General features: G+C 61.5%; 22 protein-coding genes. 15 read left to right on the top strand and 7 right to left on the bottom strand.

The window, feature by feature from the left end; all coding sequences use genetic code 11:
- Positions 1-79: 79 nt before the first annotated feature.
- A complete protein-coding gene (locus tag ASF04_RS12360) occupies positions 80-2,758 on the top strand; it encodes a DNA topoisomerase III (RefSeq protein ID WP_056141724.1) in 2,679 nt (892 codons plus the stop codon).
- Between the two features lie 196 nt (positions 2,759-2,954).
- Positions 2,955-4,493 carry a methyl-accepting chemotaxis protein gene (locus ASF04_RS12355; RefSeq protein ID WP_056141721.1) on the top strand — a complete coding sequence of 513 codons (1,539 nt, stop codon included), beginning with the start codon at positions 2,955-2,957 and terminating at the stop codon, positions 4,491-4,493.
- A 1-nt stretch (position 4,494) separates the two neighbouring features.
- Here the strand turns inward: ASF04_RS12355 and ASF04_RS12350 are convergent, their stop codons facing one another.
- The 4 genes from ASF04_RS12350 to ASF04_RS12335 all read right to left on the bottom strand — a co-directional run bounded on the left by ASF04_RS12350 (position 4,495) and on the right by ASF04_RS12335 (position 11,112).
- Positions 4,495-8,055 carry a M1 family aminopeptidase gene (locus ASF04_RS12350; protein WP_056141718.1) on the bottom strand — a complete coding sequence of 1,187 codons (3,561 nt, stop codon included), beginning with the start codon at positions 8,053-8,055 and terminating at the stop codon, positions 4,495-4,497.
- Positions 8,056-8,065: 10 nt separating this feature from the next.
- Positions 8,066-8,959 (bottom strand): ABC transporter ATP-binding protein, encoded by an 894-nt coding sequence (locus tag ASF04_RS12345; RefSeq protein WP_056141716.1) that lies wholly within the window; start codon positions 8,957-8,959, stop codon positions 8,066-8,068.
- A gap of 173 nt (positions 8,960-9,132) precedes the next feature.
- Positions 9,133-10,329: an ABC transporter permease gene (locus ASF04_RS12340; protein ID WP_056141712.1), complete on the bottom strand. Its 1,197-nt coding sequence runs from the start codon at positions 10,327-10,329 to the stop codon at positions 9,133-9,135.
- A 3-nt stretch (positions 10,330-10,332) separates the two neighbouring features.
- Complete coding sequence (locus tag ASF04_RS12335; protein ID WP_019924406.1) at positions 10,333-11,112, bottom strand: ATP-binding cassette domain-containing protein; 780 nt, start codon at positions 11,110-11,112, stop codon at positions 10,333-10,335.
- A gap of 132 nt (positions 11,113-11,244) precedes the next feature.
- Between ASF04_RS12335 and ASF04_RS12330 the strand changes: the two genes are divergently transcribed.
- Both ASF04_RS12330 and coq7 read left to right on the top strand, forming a co-directional pair.
- The gene (locus ASF04_RS12330; protein WP_227012449.1) at positions 11,245-11,679 is read left to right on the top strand and encodes a hypothetical protein; all 435 of its coding nucleotides are present in this window, start codon (positions 11,245-11,247) and stop codon (positions 11,677-11,679) included.
- 40 nt (positions 11,680-11,719) lie between these two features.
- The gene (gene coq7, locus ASF04_RS12325; protein ID WP_056141708.1) at positions 11,720-12,361 is read left to right on the top strand and encodes a 2-polyprenyl-3-methyl-6-methoxy-1,4-benzoquinone monooxygenase; all 642 of its coding nucleotides are present in this window, start codon (positions 11,720-11,722) and stop codon (positions 12,359-12,361) included.
- 17 nt (positions 12,362-12,378) lie between these two features.
- Here the strand turns inward: coq7 and ASF04_RS12320 are convergent, their stop codons facing one another.
- On the bottom strand, positions 12,379-12,804 hold the full coding sequence (locus tag ASF04_RS12320) for an OsmC family protein (protein WP_019924403.1): 426 nt from the start codon (positions 12,802-12,804) through the stop codon (positions 12,379-12,381).
- Between the two features lie 213 nt (positions 12,805-13,017).
- Between ASF04_RS12320 and rplM the strand changes: the two genes are divergently transcribed.
- The 4 genes from rplM to erpA all read left to right on the top strand — a co-directional run bounded on the left by rplM (position 13,018) and on the right by erpA (position 15,513).
- The gene (rplM, locus tag ASF04_RS12315; protein WP_019924402.1) at positions 13,018-13,446 is read left to right on the top strand and encodes a 50S ribosomal protein L13; all 429 of its coding nucleotides are present in this window, start codon (positions 13,018-13,020) and stop codon (positions 13,444-13,446) included.
- 9 nt (positions 13,447-13,455) lie between these two features.
- A complete protein-coding gene (rpsI, locus tag ASF04_RS12310; protein ID WP_019924401.1) occupies positions 13,456-13,848 on the top strand; it encodes a 30S ribosomal protein S9 in 393 nt (130 codons plus the stop codon).
- 167 nt (positions 13,849-14,015) lie between these two features.
- Positions 14,016-15,053 (top strand): N-acetyl-gamma-glutamyl-phosphate reductase, encoded by a 1,038-nt coding sequence (gene argC / locus ASF04_RS12305; protein WP_056141706.1) that lies wholly within the window; start codon positions 14,016-14,018, stop codon positions 15,051-15,053.
- Between the two features lie 97 nt (positions 15,054-15,150).
- Positions 15,151-15,513, top strand: coding sequence for an iron-sulfur cluster insertion protein ErpA (gene erpA / locus ASF04_RS12300; RefSeq protein ID WP_026637751.1), 363 nt, complete (start codon positions 15,151-15,153; stop codon positions 15,511-15,513).
- 92 nt (positions 15,514-15,605) lie between these two features.
- On the opposite strand, the gene ASF04_RS12295 is transcribed toward erpA, so the two are convergent.
- A complete protein-coding gene (locus tag ASF04_RS12295) occupies positions 15,606-16,703 on the bottom strand; it encodes an anhydro-N-acetylmuramic acid kinase (protein WP_056142036.1) in 1,098 nt (365 codons plus the stop codon).
- Between the two features lie 156 nt (positions 16,704-16,859).
- On the bottom strand, positions 16,860-18,254 hold the full coding sequence (locus ASF04_RS12290; RefSeq protein ID WP_026637750.1) for a peptidoglycan DD-metalloendopeptidase family protein: 1,395 nt from the start codon (positions 18,252-18,254) through the stop codon (positions 16,860-16,862).
- A gap of 160 nt (positions 18,255-18,414) precedes the next feature.
- Between ASF04_RS12290 and tyrS the strand changes: the two genes are divergently transcribed.
- The 7 genes from tyrS (at position 18,415) to purH (ending at position 24,628) form a co-directional block, all read left to right on the top strand.
- Positions 18,415-19,668 (top strand): tyrosine--tRNA ligase, encoded by a 1,254-nt coding sequence (gene tyrS, locus ASF04_RS12285; RefSeq protein ID WP_056141704.1) that lies wholly within the window; start codon positions 18,415-18,417, stop codon positions 19,666-19,668.
- Positions 19,665-20,123, top strand: coding sequence for a D-aminoacyl-tRNA deacylase (gene dtd, locus ASF04_RS12280; RefSeq protein WP_056141701.1), 459 nt, complete (start codon positions 19,665-19,667; stop codon positions 20,121-20,123). Before tyrS ends, dtd begins: the two co-directional genes overlap by 4 nt.
- Before the next feature lie 11 nt (positions 20,124-20,134).
- Positions 20,135-20,803 carry a YbhB/YbcL family Raf kinase inhibitor-like protein gene (locus tag ASF04_RS12275; protein ID WP_056141698.1) on the top strand — a complete coding sequence of 223 codons (669 nt, stop codon included), beginning with the start codon at positions 20,135-20,137 and terminating at the stop codon, positions 20,801-20,803.
- On the top strand, positions 20,800-21,447 hold the full coding sequence (locus tag ASF04_RS12270) for a histidine phosphatase family protein (protein ID WP_056141694.1): 648 nt from the start codon (positions 20,800-20,802) through the stop codon (positions 21,445-21,447). Before ASF04_RS12275 ends, ASF04_RS12270 begins: the two co-directional genes overlap by 4 nt.
- 109 nt (positions 21,448-21,556) lie before the next feature.
- On the top strand, positions 21,557-22,585 hold the full coding sequence (gene dusB / locus ASF04_RS12265) for a tRNA dihydrouridine synthase DusB (RefSeq protein WP_255360913.1): 1,029 nt from the start codon (positions 21,557-21,559) through the stop codon (positions 22,583-22,585).
- Positions 22,586-22,709: 124 nt separating this feature from the next.
- Positions 22,710-22,943, top strand: a complete 234-nt coding sequence (locus tag ASF04_RS12260) for a helix-turn-helix domain-containing protein (protein WP_008445162.1) — start codon at positions 22,710-22,712, stop codon at positions 22,941-22,943.
- A 98-nt stretch (positions 22,944-23,041) separates the two neighbouring features.
- Positions 23,042-24,628, top strand: a complete 1,587-nt coding sequence (gene purH / locus ASF04_RS12255) for a bifunctional phosphoribosylaminoimidazolecarboxamide formyltransferase/IMP cyclohydrolase (RefSeq protein ID WP_056141690.1) — start codon at positions 23,042-23,044, stop codon at positions 24,626-24,628.
- The last annotated feature ends 47 nt before the right edge of the window (positions 24,629-24,675 follow it).

The following is a 24,675-nucleotide window of genomic DNA, read 5'->3' as shown; positions in this document are numbered from 1 at the left end:
AAAAGTGCAGACTGCGGCGCGATCCATGTATGATGCGCATGCTAAACCACCCCAAGTGTTAAAAAACGAGATACCAAATATGAGCAAAACCCTCATCATCGCCGAGAAGCCATCTGTCGCGAACGACATCGCGAAGACGCTTGGCGGCTTTACCAAGCACGATGAGTACTTTGAATCCGACGAGTACGTGCTGTCCTCCGCCGTCGGTCACCTGCTGGAAATTGCTGTGCCGGAAGAGTACGACGTCAAGCGCGGCAAATGGAGCTTTGCCCACCTGCCGATGATCCCGCCATACTTCGCGCTCAATCCGATCGCCAAGACCGAATCGCGCCTCAAGGTACTGAACAAGCTGATCAAACGTAAAGACGTGTCCGCCCTGATCAACGCCTGCGATGCCGGGCGCGAAGGGGAGCTGATTTTCCGCCTGATCGCGCAAAACGCCAAGGCCAAGCAGCCTGTGAAACGCCTGTGGCTGCAATCGATGACGCCGGGCGCGATCCGCGACGGCTTCACCCAGCTGCGCAGCGACGAAGAAATGATGCCGCTGGCCGACGCCGCCCGCTGCCGCTCGGAAGCCGACTGGCTGATCGGCATCAACGGCACCCGCGCCATGACCGCGTTCAACTCGAAAGAGGGTGGTTTTTATCTGACCACCGTGGGCCGGGTGCAAACGCCGACCCTGTCGATCGTGGTCGAGCGTGAAGAGAAGATCAAGAAGTTCGTGCCGCGCGACTACTGGGAAGTGCGCGCCGAGTTCGTGTGCGCCGCCGGCGTGTACGAAGGCCGCTGGCTCGATACCAAGTTCAAGAAGGACGACAACGATCCGGAAAAACGTGCCGAGCGCCTGTGGAGCAAGGCTGCCGCCGATTCGATCGCGCTGGCTTGCCGTGGCAAGCAGGGCGTGGTCACCGAAGAAGCCAAGCCAACCACGTCGATGGCGCCGGCGCTGTTCGACCTGACCAGCCTGCAGCGCGAAGCGAACTCGCGTTTCGGCTTCTCGGCCAAGAACACCCTGGGCCTGGCCCAGGCGCTATACGAAAAGCACAAGGTACTGACTTATCCGCGTACCGACTCGCGCCACCTGCCAGAAGACTATATGGACACGGTCAAGCAGGCGCTCGAGACGGTCAAGGAAAATTCGAACTACCACCAGTTCGCCAAGCAGATCCTCGACAAGGGCTGGGTCAAGCCGAACAAGCGGATTTTCGACAACACCAAGATCTCGGATCACTTCGCGATCATCCCGACCACGATTGCGCCGAAAAACCTGTCCGAGCCGGAACAGAAGCTCTACGACCTGGTCACGCGCCGCTTCATGGCCGTGTTCTTCCCGGCTGCCGAGTTCCAGGTCACCACCCGTTACACCGAGGTGTCGGGCCACCAGTTCAAGACCGAAGGCAAGGTCATGACTAACCCCGGTTGGCTGGCGGTCTATGGCAAGGAAACCTCGGATGACGAAAAAGGTGACAAAGCCAACGGCAACAAGAACATCGTGCCGGTCGCCAAGGGCGAAAAAGTCCTGACCGACAAGGTCGATGCCAACGGCCTGGTCACCAAGCCGCCAGCGCGCTACACCGAGGCGACTTTGCTGTCGGCCATGGAAGGCGCGGGCAAGCTGGTGGAAGACGACGAGTTGCGCGATGCGATGGCCGGCAAGGGCCTGGGCACGCCAGCGACGCGGGCCGCCACCATCGAGGGCTTGATCAGCGAGAAATACCTGCTGCGCGAAGGCCGCGAACTGATGCCGACCGCCAAGGCGTTCCAGCTGATGACCTTGCTGCGCGGCCTCGGCGTAAACGAGCTGACCGCGCCGGAACTGACCGGCGAGTGGGAATACAAGCTGTCGCAAATGGAAAAGGGCAAGATTTCGCGCGATGAATTCATGCGTGAAATTTCCCAGATGACGCAGGTCATCGTCAAGCGCGCCAAGGAATACGACAACGACACCATCCCGGGCGAATATGCCACGCTGGTGACGCCGTGCCCGAACTGCAATAGCGTGGTCAAGGAAAACTACCGCCGCTTTGCCTGCACCAAGTGCGATTTCTCGATGAGCAAAACGCCGGGCAGCCGCCAGTTCGAGATCCCCGAAGTGGAGCAATTGCTGCGCGACCGCACCATCGGCCCGCTGCAAGGCTTCCGCTCGAAGATGGGCCGGCCGTTTGCCGCCATCCTGCGCATCGTCCGCGATGAAGACATCAAGAACTTCAAGCTCGAGTTCGACTTCGGCCAGAACGACGATTCGGAAGATGCGGAACCGGTCGATTTCACCGGCCAGACTGCGCTCGGACCTTGCCCCAAGTGCAATGGCGGCGTGTACGAGATGGGCCTGGCCTATGTTTGCGAACAAACCGTGGCGAAACCGAAAGGTTGCGACTTCCGCAGCGGCCGCATCATCTTGCAACAGGAAATCCTGCCCGAGCAAATGGCCAAGCTGCTCAACGAAGGCAAGACCGATTTGCTGCCAGGCTTTGTCTCGCAGCGTACGCGTCGGCCGTTCAAGGCCTTCCTGGTAAAAGGCAAGGACGGCAAGATCAGCTTCGAGTTCGAAGAGCGCAAAGCCAAGGCCCCGGCCAAGGGCAAGGCCGCAGCGAAAGCTGAGCCGGAAGCTGAAGGCGGCGAGGAAGCGGCAGTCGCCAAGAAAGCCCCGGCCAAGAAGGCGCCTGCCAAGAAAGCCACCGCCACCAAGGCAACCGCTGTCAAGAAGCCGGCCGTCAAGAAGGCCGCACCTAAAAAAGCGGCAGCTGCTGCCGAATAAGCTGGTAGCGAGCCGGGCAAAAAATGATGGGCACCTGCGGGTGCCCTTTTTTCGTCCTGCGGTCATACCGCGGTCATTACTAGCAGTAATAATTGCTGTGCTACACTATCATTCTTAAATGCAATAATATGTTGCTTAATGCATTAATTGCACCAAATGGACCCGTGGTCCATCCTCTTTACCTTTCCCTCTGACTATGAAGAATCTGACTATCGGCACGCGCCTGGCGGGCGGCTTCGGCCTGGTTTTAGCCTTGATGACCCTGGTAACCTGGTTCGGCCTGAGCCATATGCATGGCGTGGCTGAAGCCACGCGCGACATGATGCAACAGCCACTGGCCAAGGAGCGCATGATCAGCGACTGGTATCGACTGATCTACACCAGCGTGCGCCGCACGTCGGCGATTGCCAAGAGCAGCGATCCGTCGCTGGGACAGTTCTTTGCCGAAGAAACCAGGGCGTCGGTGGCGGAAATCGAAGCGTTGCAGAAGAAGATCGTGCCGCTGCTCGATACCGCCGAGGAAAAGCGCCTGTTCGACGCCATGCAGGTCACCCGCAAAACCTACCTGGCCGAGCGCGACCAGATCATTGCGCTGAAAAAGGACGGCAAGGTGGAAGAGGCCGAACAAGTGCTGGTACAGCGCTTCATCCCGGTGGCGGCTACCTATCAGAACGCGCTGGCGTCGCTGCTGACCATGCAGCGCCACACCATCGACACGACGGCCGAAGCCATCGAAACCAGTTACCACTCCAGCCGCCGCTTCATGATCCTGTTTGGAGTCGGTGCGCTGGCGCTGGGCGCCGGGTTCGCATGGCGACTGACGCGCGGCATCACGGTGCCGCTGAGCCGGGCCGTGGACATTGCCGTCGCTGTCGCCAACAAGGACCTGACCAGCCGCATCGAGGTCGATAGCAGCGACGAGACCGGCCGCCTGCTGGCGGCATTGCGCACCATGAACGACGGCCTGGTGGGCATCGTCAACGAGGTGCGCAACGGTACCGAAAGCATCTCGTCGGCCTCGAGCCAGATTGCCGCCGGCAACCTCGACCTGTCGGCGCGCACCGAAGAGCAGGCCTCGAGCCTGGAACAGACTGCCGCGTCGATGGAAGAGCTGACCTCGACCGTGCGCCAGAACGCCGACAACGCGCGCCAGGCCAACCAGTTGGCGCTCACTGCGTCGGACGTGGCGCGCCGTGGCGGTGCGGTGGTGTCGGACGTGGTGGAGACGATGGAGGCCATCAACGGCTCGGCCCGCAAGATCGCCGACATCATTTCCGTGATCGATGGCATCGCCTTCCAGACCAACATCCTGGCGCTGAACGCTGCCGTGGAAGCGGCCCGCGCGGGCGAGCAGGGCCGTGGCTTTGCCGTGGTGGCCAGCGAAGTACGCACCCTGGCCCAGCGCAGCGCCACTGCCGCCCACGAAATCAAGGCCCTGATCGACGACTCGCTGGCCAAGGTCGATACCGGCAGCGCCCTGGTAACGCAAGCGGGCATGACCATGAGCGACGTGGTGGACAGCATCCAGCGCGTGACCGACATCATGGGAGAGATCAGCTCGGCCACGGTGGAACAAACCTCGGGCATCGAGCAGGTCAACCAGGCCGTGAGCCAGATGGACCAGGTCACCCAGCAGAACGCCGCACTGGTGGAAGAGGCCGCCGCCGCAGCCGCCGCCCTGCACGACCAGGCCGACGCCCTGACCACCGTCGTCCAGGTCTTCAAACTGCGTTAGTTCAAAGCTCGACGTTGATCATGTTGTCGTCGGGTTTGCGGTCGATCAGCTTGTTGTCAGGGTCGATGCCGGCCTTGGCGGGGCGGGCTTTGACGATGACCGTGTAGCGGTTGTCCTTCTGGTCGATCAGCTTGCGCTCGCGCAGCAGCGGCGCGCCGTTGTCGTCGTCCACGCCGATGTCGATATAGTCTTTCAACGGCACGTCGCGTTCCACGCCCTGGCCGCTCGAGCGCGACTTGGCGGCGCTCACCACCAGGTTGACCTCGTAGCGCCCGTCCGCCAGCTTGCGCGCGGTGCTGGCGACTGCGCGGTTGTCGTACAGGACGATGTGGTTGAACAGGTCATCGATCAGGTAGGCCTGGTCGGGCGTGACCACCTTGCGCAGGGCGTCGACCAGCACCGTCACGCCCGGGTAGGGGCCGTTGCTGCGGCCATGCTCGACCAGCAGTTGCTTGAGCACGGCGTTGATCTTGTCCTCGCCCACCAGGTCCTGCAGCTGGTACATCGCCAGGCTGCCCTTGCGGTAGTGGATATAGTCCTGGCCCTCGTTGTCGGCCAGCGGCATTTCTTTTTTGCGCTCCAACGCTCGGCCCACCAGGTACTGGTACAGGTCGTAATACAGGAAGCGCCGCATCTTCGCTTCGCCGTAGGCGCGCTTCATCACCATCAGCGCCGAATATTCGGCCAGGGTTTCCGACAGCACGCTGGCGCCGCGCACGTTGCCGCCAACTAACTGGTGGCCCCACCACTGGTGCGCCACTTCATGCGCGGTCACATAAAACGGGTAGTCGATATCCTTCGGATTGCTGTCGTTGACGCGGGCGATGAAGCCCAGCGATTCCGAATACGCGATCGTGTTCGGATACGCCTGCGCATACGTGGCATAGCGCGGAAATTCGACGATGCGCACCACCTTGTGCTGGTAAGGGCCGAAGTTGCGGGTGTAGTAGTCGAGCGACTGCTTGATGCCCCGGTTCATCCGTTCGAGGTTGGCCTCGTGGCCAGGGTGATAGTAAATCTCGATGCCGACGTCCTGCCACCAGTCGCGTTTTACCAGGTAGCGCGCCGACTGGAAGGCGTAGAAATTGAGCATCGGCTGCGCCACCCGGTAATGGTAGTAATGGCGCCCCTTGGCGCTCCACTCCTTGACCAGAGTACCTGGCGCCACCGCCACCTGGCTGTCGCTGGTGCTGACCACGGCATCGAAGGTGATGGCGTCGGCATCGTTGGCGGCGAAGTTGTTGGCCAGCCCGCCGGCGTCGTCGCGCGGCAGCATCCGTTCGCGCCCCGCCAGGCCGTGCTTGCGGCGGTCGCGGGCGTCGGCCAGTTCGTTCGAGGGCTGGTAGCCGATGTGCGGCAGCACGCCGTTGTTGAAGAAGGTGCCGTTGTTCACCACCGGCGTGTCCTGGCCCATGCCGAGGATGCCGCGCGGGATGAACTCCACGTCGAATTCGAGCGCCAGGCGCGCACCGGGCGCCAGCGGCGTGGCCAGCCTGTAACTGTAGAAGCCCAGGTTGGCATCCTGCACGCCGGGGCGCACCGCCTGGCTGAAGCGCGCGCGCCAGCCGGTGGCGGTGGGGTCCTGGTGGATGATGATGTCGGCCACCGGCTGCGCGGTCTTGTTCTGCAAGACGTAGCGGCCGTGCACGACCAGGCTGCGCGTCTCGGGCGTGATGGCGACATCAAGCTTGACGTCGGTGATGCGCGGCTGCGGCAGCACCGCGTACTGCTTGTAGCGGCGCTCGTAGTCGGCGCGGGCCACATCTTTTTGCCACGCCGACTGGTAGCGGTTGAGCACGTGGGTGTTATAGAACAGCACCGCGCCGGCGCCGGCAAACACCAGGGCGCCCGCCGCCATTGCCGTCAGTACCGGCAAGCTCAGGCGGCGGCGCGCCAGTTGCAGGCGCTGGCGCCAGCCGTCGTTGGTGCCGCGCGCCCAGAACAGCACCGCCAGCATCATCAGCACGATCGCCGCACCGGCCCAGTAGGCCTCGAACCAGCGCTCGCGCGGCAGGTAGTGACCGTAGCCGTTCATGGCCGAGTACACGAAACGCGGCATTTCGCCATACAGCAGCAGCGGGTCGCCCAGCCCCAGCGAGGAGATGGTCACCACCGTCACGTAGTACACGATCATGGCGAAGTACGCCAGGTAGCGCTGGTTGATCAGCACTTGCAGCGCGATCGCCAGCACGGCGCCCAGCGCATAGCCGGGAAGTTGCAGCAGGAACAGGTGGTACAGGTACAGCCCGGGTTCGAGCACAAAATAACCCTTGCCGATCTGGATCGCCATGCCGGTCAACATCACCACCAGCATCAAGAGCGCCTGCAGGCCGATCAGCGCGAACAGCTTGGCGAGCAGCGGCAGCCAGCCCGGCACCGGCAGCGCGTCGAGCATTTGCCCCATGTGCGCTTCGCGTTCGCGCCAGATCAGTTCGCCCGCGTAGAACGTGGTGATCACCATCATGAACAGGGCGAACGTCTCGGATACCGATTCGAGCACCAGGTACGTGGCAGGGTAGGTGCTGGTGCCGTACAGCGGCGCGAATTCCAGTCCGCTGGCCACCATCATCAGCACGCCGGCCAGCACCAGCACCAGGAAATAGATGTTCTTGATGGTTTCGCGCAGGTTCAGCCAGCTCATGCGTACCAGTAGCAGGCCCAGGCTGCGCGAGGCGAAGTCGGGCGCCTCTGCGGTATTGGTGGCGGCGGCAGTCAGCACGCGCGGCGCCTCGGCGCCGCCCTGGCGGCCGCTGTCGCTGGTGGCGATGAAGTGGAAGCGCCAGTAGCCGAGCAGCAGGCCCGCCAGCGCGAACGACGACCACAGCGCGCGGTTGATCAGGTACACGCCTTCGGGCCAGAACATGCGCGTGTTGCGCTCGACGATGGGCCAGTATTCGGTGAGACGGATCACGGCCGTGGTGCCGAACGGATCGATCAGCGCGGCCAGGGTCTTGAAGTCGAGATCGCGCGCCAGGCTCGGCGCGATGATGTAGCCGATCAGCATGACCACGCTGCTGATGTACACGGGCAGCATGCGCCGGGTGAGCGCGGCCAGGATGAAGAACACGGCGCCGAAAATGAAGATGTTCGGCAAAATCACCACCAGGTACGGCACCAGGTAACCGGGCGCTCCGGGCTGGCCCAGCCGTTCCGGATCGATGCCCGGCAGCAGGCTGCCTAGCCAGGTGCCGAGGATGATGCTGGTGAAGATCACCGCCAGGGTCAGGTAAGCGCCGAGGAAGCGGCCGAAGATGTACTGGTGCTTTTTGATCGGCGCGCTGAAGAAGAAGTGCTGCATGTCGTGCTCGAAGTCCTGCTGCACCGAGCGCCCCATCACGGCGGCAATCACGATCACCCCGAGCGAGCCGAGCGCGCTGACGGTAAACATCAGCGAGCGCGGCGAGTTGATGGCGGTGGCGCCGAAGGCGATGCTCGAGCCCTTGAAGTAACCGCCGGCAGCGGCCATCCACAGCAGGGTGAGCGCCAGGAAGCCGGCGAAATACACCCAGGTGGAGAGCAGCCTGAGGCGCTGGCGCGCTTCGAAGAGGGCGATGGCGAACATGATGCGGCCTTCAGTCGCAATTCGCGGCGGCGTGGTGGCGGCCGGCGATGGTGGCGAAATACACGTCTTCCAGGTCGCCCAGCGCTTCTTCGAAGCCGTCGCCGGGATCGGTCTCGCTGTACACGTGGATCAGGGTGCGGCCCGACAGCAGGCGCGAGGAAATGACCGGATGGCGGATCTGGAACGAGGGCAGGTCGCGCTTGTCGATGAAACGGGCCCAGATCTTGTCGCTGACGTCGTGGATCAGTTCCTGGGTGGGGCCGCACAGCAGCAGGTGGCCCTGGTTGATGATGGCCATGTTGGCGCACAGGTCGGCCACGTCGCTGACGATGTGGGTGGATAAAATCACGGTCTTGTCGTCGCCGATGTCGGACAGCAGGTTGTGGAAGCGCACCCGCTCCTGCGGATCGAGCCCGGCCGTGGGTTCATCGACGATGATCAGCTTGGGGTCGCCCAGCAGCGCCTGGGCGATGCCGAAACGCTGGCGCATGCCGCCCGAAAAACCGCCGAGGCGCTGGTGCCGCACCTCGAACAAATTGGTTTGTTGCAGCAGGCCATCGACCACCTCGCGCCGGCGGTTGCGATTCGACAACCCCTTGAGCATGGCGAAGTGGTCGAGCATCTCGTACGCGGTCACTTTCGGGTACAGGCCGAAATCCTGCGGCAGGTAGCCGAGCACGCGGCGCACCGCGTCTTTTTCGTCGAGCACGTCGATATCGTCAAGGAACACCGAGCCGGCATCGCACTCCTGCAAGGTGGCCAGGGTACGCATCAGCGTCGATTTGCCGGCGCCGTTCGGGCCGAGCAAGCCGAACATCCCGGCCGGGATGGTGAGCGAAATATTGTCCAGCGCCACCACGCCATTGGCGTAGGTCTTGGACAAGTTGCTGATGCGTAATTCCATGTTGAGTCCCCGATTCTGCCTGCGCATGGACCATGTTTCTACAAGGCCATACACTTTTCACATGATGGCATTGTATTGAATTTGTTCCATACTTGGGGGGCGCTTGCGACAGGCGGCCGAAACCGCCGGCCAGACTGCGCAAACCGCCCACCAAAACGCGGGCAAATCAAGGATTAATTGCGGAACAGCACTTGTTCGCGGTTGAACCACCAGCGGCACATGGCCAGCAGCAGCCCGGACGTGACCGTGGACGAGAGCATAATGGCCGACAACATGCGGTATTCCATGGTGCCCTTGACCAGTTCCTTCATGGCCAGCGCCACGTTGGTCAGCGGCACCATGGCCCAGCCCCAGTTCATTTCCACGCCGGGCAGCAGCGCCACCATGGTGGGCAGGATGATGACGATGATCAGCGGCGAGATCATGCCGGCCGCCTCCTTGTAGCTCTTGGCGTAAATCGAGATCGCCAGCAGGATGGCGGCAAAGATGGCTGCCGTGGGCACCAGCATCAGCGCCAGCAGCGCCAGGTCGAGCATGTTAATCGAACGCACCACCTGGGCCAGGTCGCCGCTGAACAAGTGGCCGCCAAAGGTGAGCACCGCGCCCAGGCTGGCAATCATCAATAGCGCCGAGGTCAGCCCTACCGTAAAGAGCATCAGGAACTTGGCCAGCACGATGGCCGTGCGCGAGACTGGCGCGAGCAGCAACGTTTCCAGCGTGCCACGTTCCTTTTCACCGGCGCCGGTGTCGATGGCCGGGTACATGGCGGCCAGCAGGCACACCATCAGCAGCAAGTACGGCACCATGCCGCCCATCATCGCGCCCATTTGCTCGCGCTTGTTGGCGGTGGAACGGTCGAGCAGGGCGACCGGATCGAGCACGTAGCGCTGCTGCGGCGCGGAGAGGCCCATGTCGGCCAGCGCCTGCTGGCGCAAGGCATTGTTTTCGACGGCCAGCACCGCTATCACCCGCTTACGGGTGACGTCGATGGTGGCGGCGCTGTTGTAATGCAGCTCGATTTGCGATTGTTCGCGGCGCGCCAGGGTATTTTGCGCCGCTGCCGGGATCACCAGCGCGAACTTGATCCGTTCGTCGGCAATCGCGGCGCGGATGTCGGCAGGCGCGGCCAGCGCCACCCGCTTGAAGCTCGGTTCGGCAGCGAAGCGCTGCGCCAGCGCGGGCGCGTGCTCCTGGCCGAAGATCGCGTACGCCATCTCCGCTTCGCGCGCCTGCCTGAACATTGACGACGACAGCATGCCGAAGGCGGCAAAGATCAGCGGCATGGCAAACACCGGGATGACGATGGTAAAAATGAACGTCTTGCGGTCGCGTATCAGTTCCAGCAATTCTTTCAGGTAGATGGTCCACATGGTCTAGCCTCCGCGATGGATGACGCCGACAAAGGCGTCGTACAGGTCGGCGCTGCCGCCCAGGTGGCGCAGCGCGTCCACGGTGCCGTGGAAAGCGGTCACACCGTGGTTGACGATGCACACGCGGTCGCACACTTTTTCCACCTCGTGCAGGTGGTGGGTGGAAAAGATCAGCGGCACCCGCAGCGCCTTGTAGCTGGCGATAAAGTCGAGCAGGATCTTGGCCGACATCACGTCCAGGCCGGTGGTGGGTTCGTCGAGGATGACGATTTGCGGCTCGTGCACCACGGTGCGGGCGATCGCGCATTTCTGCTTCATGCCGGTGGAGAGCTGATCGGCGCGCTTGTTGCCGTACTCGTTCATGTCCAGCAACGTAAACAGTTCGTCGCAGCGGCGTTTCAGATGATCGGGGCGCATGCCGTGCAGCTTGCCGAAGTACTCGACGTTTTCGCGCGCGGTCAGGCGACCGTACAGGCCGGTGCTGCCGGACAGGAAGCCGATATACTGGCGCGCCACCAGCGGATCGCGCAACAGGTCGACGCCGTTGGCGTGGATGCTGCCGGCGTCCGGCGTCAGCGCGGTGGAGAGCAGGCGCAGCGTGGTGGTCTTGCCGGCGCCGTTGGGACCAAGCAAACCCAGCACTTCGCCGGGAGCGCAACTGAAGGACACATCGCGCACCGCGTGGAACCAGCCGTCGTGTTCGCGCACATCGCGCGCGGAGGCCGGCGCGGCGCCACGCTTGGGCAGGCGAAAACGCTTCGCCAAGCCTTTCACCTCGATCATAAAGTTGTCCTTTTTTTAAAATGTGCCCAAGAGTAACATGAGAAAAAACATTCGTCCAAGCCACACTTTGTTACTTGGCGCGCTACAAATCGCCCCCGGTGCTTGCTATAGTGATTACAAAGAGAGGCGCTCATGTTGACTCCCCAAATCAAAGACAAAATGTTGGCGGTCATGCAGGCCGGCGTGGACCGCAGCGAAGCGACGGGATTTTTTCGCACCGCGCTCGGGCTGTTCTACCTGTCGAGCCTGATGACCAAGGAGACCCTGGATTTCAAGCAGATCGACCGCGACTACAACCGTTTCATCTATCACGCAATCGGCAAGGGCCACACCATCACCAGCGTCCTGCAATACATGAGCGGGGAAAAAGTGGTGCGGGTGGTGGAATCGAAGCGCTTTCTCAAATCGTTCGGCGAACTGTGCACCGAAGTGCCGGTGGAAAGCATTCCGTTTTTGCTGGGACTGAACCTGGGCGTGGCCAAGGACATTTCGAAGATCGACGTGCGCGGCCCGGTGGCCGACTACATCGAACGCCAGCGGCAGCTGCGCGAAGAGGCGGATTCGTAACCGGCGTCTTATAATGGCGCTTTCAACAAGCGAGTTGACCATGGCTGCCCATTTCCACAATCCCCTCGACCGTTTTATCTCCGGCGCCGACAAGGCCCTGCGCGTGATCGCTGGCGTTGCCTCGGCTTCGCGACCGACCCCGGGCCAGTTCGCGCCTGATGCCGAGCTCAGCGAAGAAGAACGCCGCCACGCCGCCGGCCTGATGCGGGTGAATCACGTGGGGGAAGTGTGCGCCCAGGCGCTGTACAACTCGCAGGCGCGCTTTGCCCGCACCGAGCAAATCCGCCAGCAGTTCGAGCACTCGAGCCGCGAGGAAGAAGACCACCTGGCCTGGACCGCGCAACGCCTGGGCGAACTCGGTTCGCATACCAGCGTGCTCAATCCGCTGTTCTACGCCGGTTCGTATGCGCTGGGCACGGTAGCAGCCTTGCTGGGCGACCCGAAAAGCCTGGGATTTGTGGTGGAAACCGAACGCCAGGTGGAAGCCCACCTGCAAAGCCACCTGGAAAAACTGCCGCCGCAGGACATCAAATCGCGCGCGATCGTGGATCAAATGCGGCTCGATGAAATCGAACACGGCGCGGCCGCGCAGGCACTGGGCGCGGCGCAGATGCCGGCGCCGGTGAAAGCCGTCATGGCAGTCATGGGCAAGGTGATGACCACGACTGCGTATCGTGTCTGATCGCGTCTAAATAATAACTAAGCGACCTCTACTATTTCAAACGAGTGGGTGATCTCGGCGGTCTTGCCGATCATGATCGATGCCGAGCAGTACTTGTCGTGCGACAGCGAGATCGCCCGTTCCACCGCTTCCGGTTTCAGGCCCTTGCCGGTCACCGTGAAGTGGAAGTTGATCTTGGTGAACACCTTCGGATCGGTCTCGGCGCGGTCCGCCTTGAGCGTGCATTCGCAGCCGCGAATGTCGGCGCGGCCTTTTTTCAGGATCAGCACCACGTCATAGGCGGTGCAGCCACCGGTACCCAGCAACACCATTTCCATCGGCCGTGGCGCCAGATTGTTGCCGCCGCCCTCGGGCGCGCCATCCATGTTGACCAGGTGGCCCGAACCGGTCTGGGCCAGGAAACTCATGCCCGACGGGCCATTCCAGCTGACTTTGCATTCCATCGCATTCTCCAAGTTATGTAGCCTTATTGTAATGGCCCGCGCCCAGCCTGTGTTTTCAGGGCCTGCAAGCCACAGCGGGGTTGACGCAGCCGGTCGTTGCCGCTTATACTTGTCGGCTTTCCGTTCGCTCAGGAAAGTAAATAAGAAGGCCGAGTCCGCTGAAACCATGGCGGAACCACCATTTGAGCGTGTTTTAATATTTAGGAAGTCAACATGAAAACTTTTTCCGCTAAGGGCCATGAAGTCCAGCGTGATTGGTTCGTGATTGACGCGACGGACAAAGTCCTCGGACGTGTTGCCAGCGAAGTGGCACTCCGACTGCGCGGCAAACACAAGCCAGAATTTACTCCTCACGTCGATACCGGCGATTACATCGTCATCATCAACGCAGGCAAACTGCGCGTGACCGGCACCAAAGCAACCGAGAAGACCTACTACCGTCACTCGGGCTACCCAGGTGGCATCTACGAGACCAACTTCCTGAAAATGCAACAGCGTTTCCCAGGTCGCGCTCTGGAAAAAGCCGTCAAGGGCATGCTGCCAAAAGGCCCACTGGGCTACGCCATGATCAAGAAGCTGAAAGTGTACGCCGAAGGTTCGCACCCGCACGCTGCCCAGCAACCTAAAGCACTCGAAATCTAAGGAACTGACATGATCGGTAACTACAATTACGGCACCGGCCGTCGCAAGAGTGCAGTAGCTCGTGTGTTCATCAAAGTTGGCACTGGCCAAATCATCGTTAACGGCAAGCCAGCTGCTGAGTACTTCTCGCGCGAAACCGGCCTGATGGTTATTCGTCAACCACTGGAACTGACCGGCAACGTTGAGCGTTTTGACATCAAAGTCAACGTGCACGGCGGCGGCGAGTCGGGTCAAGCAGGTGCTGTGCGTCACGGCATCACCCGCGCCCTGATCGACTACGATGCAGCGCTGAAACCGGATCTGGCCAAAGCCGGCTTCGTGACCCGCGATGCACGTGAAGTTGAGCGTAAAAAAGTTGGTCTGCGCAAAGCACGTCGCGCAAAACAATTCTCGAAGCGTTAATTTTTCGCTTCCGGCAGGCGGGCTTGTCCCGCGTGCCGTACAAAAAGCCGCCGGCCTTGTGTCGGGCGGCTTTTTTGCTATCTGGCTACTGTCATGCGGCTGTAGTAGTTGCCTGATAAAATGGCACTCGAATATTTCTCCACGCATCACTACTCAAGGATTAGAACATGATCAAAGTTGGCATCGTCGGCGGCACCGGATACACCGGAGTGGAATTGCTGCGACTGTTGGCAGTCCACCCTGACGTGCAGTTGACGGCCATTACGTCGCGCAAGGAAGATGGCTTGCCGGTTGCCGATATGTTCCCTTCGCTGCGCGGCAGCGTGGACATCGCTTTCTCGTCGCCGGACAAGGCCGACCTGACCCAGTGCGACGTGGTGTTTTTCGCCACCCCGCACGGCGTGGCCATGGCCCAGGCGCCGGCGCTGCTCGCAGCCGGCGTCAAGGTCATCGACCTGGCGGCAGACTTCCGCATCAAGGACAAGGCGGTCTTTGAAAAATGGTACAAGATCGAGCACACCTGCCCGGAACTGCTGGAAGAAGCCGCCTATGGCCTGGCCGAACTGAACCGCGCAGCGATCCAGGGTGCGCGCCTGGTCGCCAATCCTGGCTGCTACCCGACCACCATGCAGCTTGGCTACTACCCGCTGCTCAAGGCCGGCCTGATCGATGCCGGCGGCCTGATTGCCGACTGCAAGTCGGGCGTGTCCGGCGCCGGCCGCAAGGCAGAAATCGGCACCTTGTTCTCCGAGTCGAGCGACAACTTCAAGGCCTACGGCGTGGCTGGCCACCGCCACACACCGGAAACCTCGGCCCAGCTGCAAAAATTCACCGAAGACAAAGTGTCTCTGATCTTCACGCCGCACTTGGTACCGATGATCCGCGGCATGCACTCCACGCTGTACGGTCGCCTGACCAAAGACGTCACCAACGAGGAACTGCAGGCACTGTTCGAAGAGCAGTACAAGGACAGCCCGTTCGTCGACGTGATGCCGTTCGGCTCGCATCCTGAAACCCGTTCCACCCGCGGCTCGAACATGCTGCGCCTGGCGCTGCACCGTCCCGACAACGGCAATACCGTGATCGTGCTGGTGGTGCAGGACAACCTGGTCAAGGGCGCATCCGGCCAGGCTGTGCAGTGCATGAACCTGATGTTCGGCCTGGAAGAGACGACCGGACTGAAACAAATCGCGCTGTTGCCTTGATTTGTTGGGTTCCGTCGCCAAATCTGACGTTGACGGAGCAGGAAAGTCAGGGTAGGTCTATAATGGCCGCTAAATGCTTAACTCGTAGGAGTCTCAAATGAATGCTGTTGCTGAAAGCCTGGACGTGATGCCAGCTCCTATCGTGTTTACCGATAGCGCTGCCGAAAAAGTCGCCCAACTGATCGAGGAAGAGGGCAATCCCGACCTGAAATTGCGCGTGTTCGTGCAGGGTGGCGGTTGCTCCGGCTTCCAGTACGGTTTCACGTTCGATGAAATCGTCAACGAAGACGACACCACCATGGTCAAGAACGGCGTCGAGCTGTTGATCGATTCGATGAGCTACCAGTACCTGGTCGGCGCGGAAATCGACTACAAGGACGACCTCGAAGGCGCCCAGTTCGTGATCAAGAACCCGTCGGCCACCTCGACCTGCGGTTGCGGTTCGTCGTTCTCGGTGTAAGTTTCGGACATACACGCGGCGCCCCGGCGCCATGTAAAAAGGCGGTACAACTTCGGTTGTGCCGCCTTTTTTTATGTGCCAACGTTTAAACGTCAGCGCGGATATAACGCGCCCAGCACCCGCTCGCCTGCCGCGCCCGTAACGGCCGGCAGATTGCCCGCCAGCCGCTCGGTGAAGCGGTAACCGAGCCAGGCAAATGCCAGCGCCTCCACCCGGTTCGGCGCCACGCCCAGAGCCTGGGTGGACGCCACCATCACCTGCTTGCCCAGCGCCGCCCCGAGTTCGCTCATCAGCACGCTGTTGTAGGCGCCGCCGCCACATACATACACGGCGTCCGCGCCGCTGCCGTGGGCCTGGATGGCCTGGGCCAGCGACAAGGCCGTAAAGCGGGTGAGCGTGGCTTGCACGTCTGCGGGCGCAGCCTCGCGGTACACGGCCAGGCGCGCGTCGAGCCAGTCCAGGTGGAACAGGTCGCGGCCCGTGCTTTTCGGTGGCGGCAGGGCCAGGTATGGTTCGCGCAGCAGTTCCTCCAGCAACTCCGGCAGCACCGCGCCGCTGGCGGCCCAGGCGCCGTCGGCGTCATACTCCTTGTCCTGGTGGCGGGCGATCCAGGCGTCCATCAGTACGTTGCCGGGACCGGTATCGAAGCCGGTGACCGCGCCATCGCCGCCCAGTACGCTGATATTGGCGATACCGCCGATATTGGCCACCACCCGGGTGCTGCCGGCCTTGCCGAACAGCGCCTGGTGGAAGGCGGGCACCAGCGGCGCACCCTGGCCGCCGGCGGCCACGTCGCGGCTGCGGAAGTCGGCAATCACGTCGATGCCGCACAACTCGGCCAGCAGGGCAGGGTGGTTGACCTGGCGCGTAAAGCCCAGTTCGGGGCGGTGGCGGATGGTCTGGCCATGCACGGCCACCACAGTGATATCTGCGGCGGCGAGACCGGCATCGGCCAGCAGGGCCGCCACGCAGTCGGCATAGTGCCGCGCCAGTTGAATCGCCGCAGCCGCTTCGCGCTCGATCTCGTTGTCGCCGGGCGCCTGCAGCGCCATCAGTTCGGCGCGCAGCGCGGCCGGAAAGGCGATGTAGGCGGCGCCACTCGTGGTGATCTCGGCGCCGGAAAAGTCCGCCAATGCGCCATCAACACCGTCGAGGCTGGTGCCCGACATCAAACCGATATACAGAGCCATGTCGCGTCCTTGCGTCATTCGTTGGGAAAAATGTATTTTGCCTGAGCTTGCGTGTGCTGTCGCACGGAAGCGGACGCCGTGGCGGCGCATGATGATAAAAAAACAGGCCGATGCGGCGGCCTGTTTTCTAGAATGAAGATGTACAACGCGGAAGAATTACTTGGCAGCCATGCGGGTGTTGCCACCGTTGAAGCCCGACTGGCCCGATTGCAGCAGGGCGATGCGGTGCGTCATGTCCGAAGCGTAGACCTTGAAACGCGACATTTCTGCGGCGGTCAGGGGAGCCTGGGCTTGCACGTTCATCTTGTTCGGATCACGGGCTTCGCCGCCAACACGGAATTCATAGTGCAGGTGGGCGCCGGTGGACCAGCCAGTGTTGCCCACGTAGCCGATGATGTCGCCCTGGCTCACTTTGCCGCCCTTTTTGATGCCCGAACCGAAACGGCTCATGTGGGCATAGGCGGTGCTGTAGTTGTTCCAGTGCTTGATGGTGACCAGGTTGCCGTAACCATTCTGGGTACCGGCGAACTCGATGGTGCCATCGCCTGCGGCGCGGATCGGGGTGCCGATAGGCGCCGGAAAATCGATGCCCTTGTGCGCTTTCCACTGGCCCGATACCGGGTGCACGCGCATCGAGAAGCCCGACGAAATGCGGGTGAACTCCACCGGCGACTTCAGGAATGCTTTCTTCAGCGACTTGCCGTCAAAGCTATAGTAGCCGCCACCTTGCTTGCTTTGCGGATCTTCGTACCAGACCGACTGGTACGTCGTACCACGGTTGGTGAACTCGCCAGCCAGGATGCGGCCTGCCTTGACGAATTCACCATCTTGCCAGAAGGTTTCGTACACCACATTAAAACGGTCGCCACGTTTCACATCGCCGCGGAAGTCGATGTTGGTGGAGAACATTTCAATGATTTGCTTGACGATTGCGTCAGGCAATTTGGCGCCATCCTTGTCGGAATCGGTTGCCGCGTACAGGTTGCTCGAAATGGTGCGCGCGTGCATTTCAACGCGGCGTTCCAGCTTCGCAGCTTCTTCCTGTGCAACAAAACTGTCGCCCTTGCGGGTGACCGTGATGTTTTTCACTGGCATGTCCTTGCCATCGACCACCGTCGCCCGCAGCCATTGCAGATTGCCGATTTCATCGGTTTGCGCTTGAACGCGCTTGCCGGTTTTCAGCTGCATGACGCCTTTGGCGATCTTGTCCTTCTTGATGAAGGACTCGGCGTCGTTATCGTCCACGCCGAGGCGGGTCAACAGCGTTGCCAGCGTATCGCCGGAGCGTACGCGTTCTTCATGGACGAACTGTTCGGTGGAGGATTGCTGCTCGAGTGCGGAGATTTGCTTGCCGAGATCCGGCATGGCAACGGCTTCCTGAATCGATGTCACTGGCAAATCCGACGCGTCGGGAGCGAGTGGCGCCACTGCGGCAGCGCCAAAAGCACATACTGTGAGGGCAAAGGCCGAAGCGGAGATGATGCGCTTCTTCGGCGTGGAACCGACCAGTTTATATAAGCGTGAGCTCGTGAATTTATGTATTTGGTTCATGCAATCAGTTAGAATTTACCGCTTGAACTATTCAGGAACGTTTATTTTCTTCTAATTCTAATCGTTGTTCGTTTTCGTAGAGCAAGATTGATGGGATCACGGATTATAACAAACTCCTGGCAACTGCTACCTTTTTCTGAAAAAAAACCTCTCAAAAGTTATGACTACCTCTTCCTCGACGCCGCCGGTTCCCTCGAAAGCTCTGCCATTGAGCGACAATGTACAGGAGGCACTCGCGATCACCAAGCGCGGTGTCGACGAGTTGCTGATCGAAAGCGAGTTCGCCCAGAAGCTGGCCCGTTCCGAGCAGTCGGGTGTGCCGCTGCGCATCAAGCTGGGCCTCGATCCGACCGCGCCCGACCTGCACCTGGGCCACACCGTGGTGCTCAACAAGATGCGCCAGTTGCAAGACCTGGGCCACCAGGTGATCTTCCTGATCGGCGACTTCACCTCGATGATCGGCGATCCGTCCGGCCGCAACGCCACCCGTCCGCCACTGACCAAGGAACAGGTCGAGCAAAACGCCATGACCTACTTCAAGCAGGCTTCGCTGGTGCTCGATGCTGCCAGGACCGAAATCCGCTACAACTCCGAGTGGTGCGACCCGCTGGGCGCGCGCGGCCTGATCCAGCTGGCCTCGCGCTACACGGTGGCGCGCATGATGGAGCGCGACGATTTCACCAAGCGTTTCAAGAGTGGGACACCGATTGCGGTCCACGAGTTCCTTTATCCTTTGATGCAGGGTTACGATTCGGTCGCGCTCAAGGCCGACCTCGAGCTGGGTGGCACCGACCAGAAATTCAACCTGCTGGTGGGCCGCGAACTGCAAAAAGACTACGCGCAAGAGCCGCAATGCATTTTGACCATGCCGCTGCTCGAAGGTTTGGACGGCGTGGAAAAAATGTCGAAGTCCAAGAACAACTACATCGGCATCACCGAGCCGGGCAATACCATGTTCGCCAAGATCATGAGCGTGTCCGACGAGATGATGTGGAAATACTATGATTTGCTGTCGTTCCGCTCGATCGCCGACATCGCCGCCCTGAAAGCGACAGTCGCCGGCGGCGCCAACCCGCGCGATGCCAAGGTGGCAATCGCCCAGGAAATCGTCGCCCGTTTCCACTCGCAGGCCGCTGCCGAGGAAGCGTTGAACGACTTCGTCAACCGCTCCAAGGGCGGCATTCCGGACGACGTGCCCGAAGTCGCGCTCACCGGCGCGCCGCTGGGCCTGCCGCAACTGCTCAAGCAGGCCGGCCTGTGCCCTTCGACGTCGGAAGCGATGCGCATGGTCGATCAAGGCGGCGTACGCCTCGACGGTACCGTGCTCAGCGACAAATCGTTAAAAGTTGAAGCCGGCACCTTCGTGCTACAAGTAGGCAAGCGCAAGTTCGCCCGCGTCATGCTCACCGCATGATCGCGCTGTTGCAACGGGTGTCCAGCGCGAGCGTGGTGGTCGATGGCGCCACCATCGGCGCCATCGATGCCGGCCTGATGGTGCTGGTCTGCGCCGAGCGCGGCGACACTGAAAAGGAGGCCGACACCTTGCTGGCCAAGCTGCTCGGCTACCGCGTGTTCGGCGACGATGCCGGCAAGATGAACCGCAGCGTCGCCGACGTTGGCGGCGGTTTGCTGCTGGTGCCGCAATTTACGCTGGCCGCTGACACCCGTTCGGGCACGCGACCGTCGTTTACGCCCGCCGCCGCGCCGGCCGATGGCTTGCGCCTGTTTTCCCACTTCGTGGGCCAGGCCAGGCTCAAGCACCCGGTGGTGCAGACCGGCCAGTTCGGCGCCGACATGAAAGTGACGCTCACCAACGACGGGCCGGTGACGTTCTGGTTGCAAGTATCGGCGAAACCGAGTCCCACATAAAGGAAGCAGCAATGAAGCTGGTGAGTGACAGTGTGCGTAACGGCCGCCCCTTGCCGGCCGAATATGCCTTTGGGATGCTGGACCAGGGCGGCAAGGTGGTGCTATCTGGCAACCGCAACCCGCACCTGGCTTGGTCCGACGTGCCGGCCGGCGCCGAATCGCTGGTGTTGCTGTGCATCGACGGCGATGCGCCGGTCGATGCCAAACACGCCAACCGCGTCGATGTGTCGCTGTCCGCGCTTGAGCCACGCGGCGATTTTTTCCACTGGAGCCTGGTCGATATTCCCGTGTCGCGTCGCGAACTGCCGGCCGGCGCGTTGTCGAACGCTGTCACGCCGCATGGCAAGCCGGGGCCCGAGATCATCGTGGGCGACCTGGCGCTGCGCCAGGGACTCAACGATTACACCGGCTGGTTCGCGCACGACGCAGCCATGGCTGGCAACTACTACGGCTACGACGGTCCGTGCCCGCCGTGGAACGACGAGCGCGTGCATCACTACATTTTTCGCCTGTACGCGCTCGACGTGCCGCGCCTGGAACTGGCCGCGCGGTTTACGTGTGCCGATGTATTAAATGCCATCCACGGCCACATCATCGATGAAGCGCAACTGATCGCCACCTACACCCTCAATCCCGCCCTGGCGCCTAAAGCTGCACGGGGCAAACCGAAGACTGCATGAACACTACCAAGATTGTACTGATCCGTCATGGCGAAACGGCGTGGAACGCCGTGCGCCGCCTGCAAGGCCATATCGACATTCCGCTCAACCTCGAAGGCGAGCGCCAGGCGCGCGCCCTGGCCGAGGCGCTGGCAGGGGAGGGGCTGGACCTGGTCGTTTCGAGCGACCTGCAACGGGCGCTGCAAACGGCGCAGGCGGTGGCGGTGCACTATGACCACGCCACCGTGCACACCGACGCCGCCTTGCGCGAGCGCGGCTATGGCGCGTTCGAAGGCATGTTGTACACCGAGATCGAGCAGCAATATCCGCAGGATTTCGTGCTGTGGCAGGCGCGCGATATCGACGCCGTGATGCCGGCAGGTGATCGCGTGGCCGAAAGCTTCCGCCAGTTTTATGCGCGCGCGATTGGCGCCATCGGCCGCTGGGCCGAGCAACATCCGGGCAAGACGATTGCCATCGTGGCCCACGGCGGCGTGCTCGAATGTGCGTACCGCGAGGCGGTCGGCATGCAGCTCGACAGCCCGCGTGACTTCCAGGTCAAGAATGCCAGTATCAACCGGTTTCATTATGCCGAGGGCAAGCTGGTGCTCGACAGCTGGGGCGAGGTAGCGCACCTGGCTATAGCCCTGGACGACATCATCTGAACAAAGTCAAGCGCATACCCTTGCCGATTTAATAAAAAAATAGTGCTTATTAAATGAGCAGTCCTTGGGGTAAAATAGAAGGTTCCTCCTTTCCCACCAGGTAACGTCTGTGCAAAACGGTCCCCGAATCGGCCCCCACCTGCTGCGTAACAACGTATTTGTCGCTCCCATGGCGGGTGTGACCGATCGGCCGTTCCGCCAGCTGTGCAAACAGCTGGGGGCTGGCTACGCGGTATCCGAGATGGCGGCGTCCAATCCGCGCCTGTGGGCGACCGAAAAAAGCTCGCGCCGCACCGACCACACGGGCGAAATGGAACCGAAAGCCGTGCAAATCGCTGGCGCCGATCCGCAAGACCTGGCCGACTGCGCGCGCTTCAATGTCGAGCGTGGCGCCCAGATCATCGATATCAACATGGGTTGCCCGGTGAAAAAGGTCTGCAACAGCTGGTGCGGTTCGGCCCTGCTGCAAAACGTGCCGCTGGTGCGTGAGATTCTCGCTGCCGTGGTCGGCGCGGTGGATGTGCCGGTCACGCTGAAATTCCGTACCGGCTGGAACCGCGAGAACAAGAACGCGCTGGCGATTGCCCGCATCGCGGAAGACGCCGGTATTGCCATGCTCACCCTGCATGGCCGCACCCGCGCCGACGGCTATACGGGCGACGCCGAGTACGACACCATTGCTGCCGTCAAGCAATCGGTGCTGATCCCTGTGGTCGCCAACGGCGACATCACCACGCCCGAAAAAGCCAAATTCGTACTCGATTACACGGGCGCGGACGCGGTAATGGTGGGGCGCGCGGCGCAGGGCCGGCCGTGGATCTTCCGCGAGATCGACCATTTCCTGCAAACCGGCACCCACCTGCCGGCGCCGTATGTTGCCGAGGTACGTGCGCTGATGGACGAACACCTGCGCGCCCACTACGGTTTCTACGGCGACTATCTGGGCGTGCGCACCGCACGCAAGCACATCGGCTGGTACGTGCGCGACCTGCCCGGGGGCGAGGCATTCCGGCAACGGATGAACCTGCTGGAATGCACCGAGGCGCAGCTCGAAGCGGTGGACCAGTTCTTTGAATCGCAGCGACAGTGGGGCGAGCGGTTACAATACCGCCTCTCCGAAGATTTGCAAGCCGCATAGCCTGTCGTGATCAGCGAGCCGCAAGCCAGCAAGCACTAAAAAAGTCATATCAAAAGGGTAAGCGCCCGGGCCACAAGCCTGGTAATGATTTACCAGCGTCAACAGATTATTGAGAACGTACAAAATGAGCAAAGAAAGTATCCAGGAAGTAGTGCAGAAAAGCCTTGAAGACTACTTCAACGACCTGGGCGAGCAGCAGGCGTCGAATATCTACGACATGGTCGTGCTGACCGTCGAGAAGCCGATACTGGAAGTGGTCATGACGCGCGCGGACGGCAACCAGTCGCACGCGGCACAGATGCTGGGCATCAACCGCAATACTTTGCGCAAGAAATTGCAAGAGCACGGCCTGCTGTAACGGCCTGCGTTTTCCGGCGTGGACGGCTGGGGATCGGCCGTTGTGCCGATTGTTTCTCCTCATTCAAACCACCTAGTTAAACGACTTAGCCTTCAGCCATGATTAAATCAGCTCTCATCTCCGTTTCCGACAAAACCGGTGTGCTGGACTTCGCCCGCGCGTTGTCCGCCATGGGCGTCAAGCTCCTGTCCACCGGCGGCACCGCCAAAATGCTGGCCGACAACGGCTTGGCCGTGACCGAAGTGGCCGACTACACCGGCTTCCCGGAAATGCTCGATGGCCGCGTCAAGACCCTGCACCCGAAAGTGCACGGTGGCATCCTGGCCCGCCGCGATTTCCCCGAGCACATGGCCAAGCTGGCCGAGCACGACATTCCGACCATCGACATGGTGGTGGTCAACCTGTACCCGTTCCAGGCAACTGTCGCCAAGGAAGACTGCTCGCTCGACGACGCCATCGAAAACATCGACATCGGCGGCCCGGCCATGCTGCGCTCGTCGGCCAAGAACCACAAGGACGTGCTCGTGATCTGCGATCCAGCCGACTACGGCGTGGTGCTGGCGGAAATGAAAGCCACCGATAACACCCCAGGTTTCGTCAGCTACGAAACCCGCTTCCGCCTGGCCACCAAGGTGTATGCCCACACGGCCCAGTACGACGGCGCCATCGCCAACTACCTGACCAGCCTGGGCCCGGACCGCGCCCATGGCACCCGTGGCGCGTATCCGAAGAACCTGAACGTCGCGTTTGAAAAAGTGCAGGACATGCGCTACGGCGAGAACCCGCACCAGTCGGCCGCGTTCTACCGCGATGTCGTGAGCACCCCGGGCGCGCTGGCCAACTATCGCCAGCTACAAGGCAAGGAACTGTCGTTCAACAACATTGCCGACGCCGATGCGGCGTGGGAATGCGTGAAAAGCATGGGCGGCTTCGACCAGAGCGCCGCGTGCGTGATCGTCAAGCACGCCAATCCGTGCGGCGTGGCCCTGGGCGCCGACGCTGCCGACGCCTACAAGCGCGCGCTGCAAACCGATCCGACCTCGGCATTCGGCGGCATCATCGCCTTCAACGTGGAAGTCGATGCGGCGGCTGCCGTGGAACTGGCCAAGCTGTTCGTCGAAGTGCTGATCGCGCCAGTGTTTACCGCTGAAGCCAAGCAGATCCTGTCGGCCAAGCAGAACGTGCGCCTGCTGGAAATTCCTTTGGGGGATGGCGTCAATGCCATGGACTTCAAGCGCGTCGGTGGCGGCTTGCTGGTGCAGTCGGCCGACTCGAAAAACGTGCTGGTCGGCGACCTGAAAGTGGTCTCGAAACTGCAACCGACGCCGCAGCAATTGCAAGACCTGATGTTTGCCTGGCGCGTGGCCAAGTATGTCAAATCGAACGCCATCGTCTTCTGCGGCAACAACATGACCCTGGGCGTGGGCGCCGGCCAGATGAGCCGCATCGACTCGGCCCGCATCGCCTCGATCAAGGCGCAAAACGCCGGACTGTCGCTGGCTGGTTCGGTCGTGGCGTCGGACGCGTTCTTCCCGTTCCGTGACGGCCTCGACGTGGTGGTCGATGCGGGCGCAACCTGCGTGATCCATCCCGGTGGTTCGATGCGTGACCAGGAGGTGATCGATGCGGCTGACGAGCGCGGCGTAGTAATGGTTTATACGGGCGTTCGCCATTTCCGTCATTAATCATTAATCTTTAGCGACAGTTTGATCTTTCATCCCCGCTTTTGCGG

The sequence above is a fragment of the Duganella sp. Leaf61 genome, from assembly GCF_001421905.1.
Lineage (GTDB): Bacteria > Pseudomonadota > Gammaproteobacteria > Burkholderiales > Burkholderiaceae_D > Rugamonas > Rugamonas zoogloeoides.
Note: the sequence above shows the minus strand (reverse complement) of the source record. Positions and strands in the feature narration are given on the sequence as shown.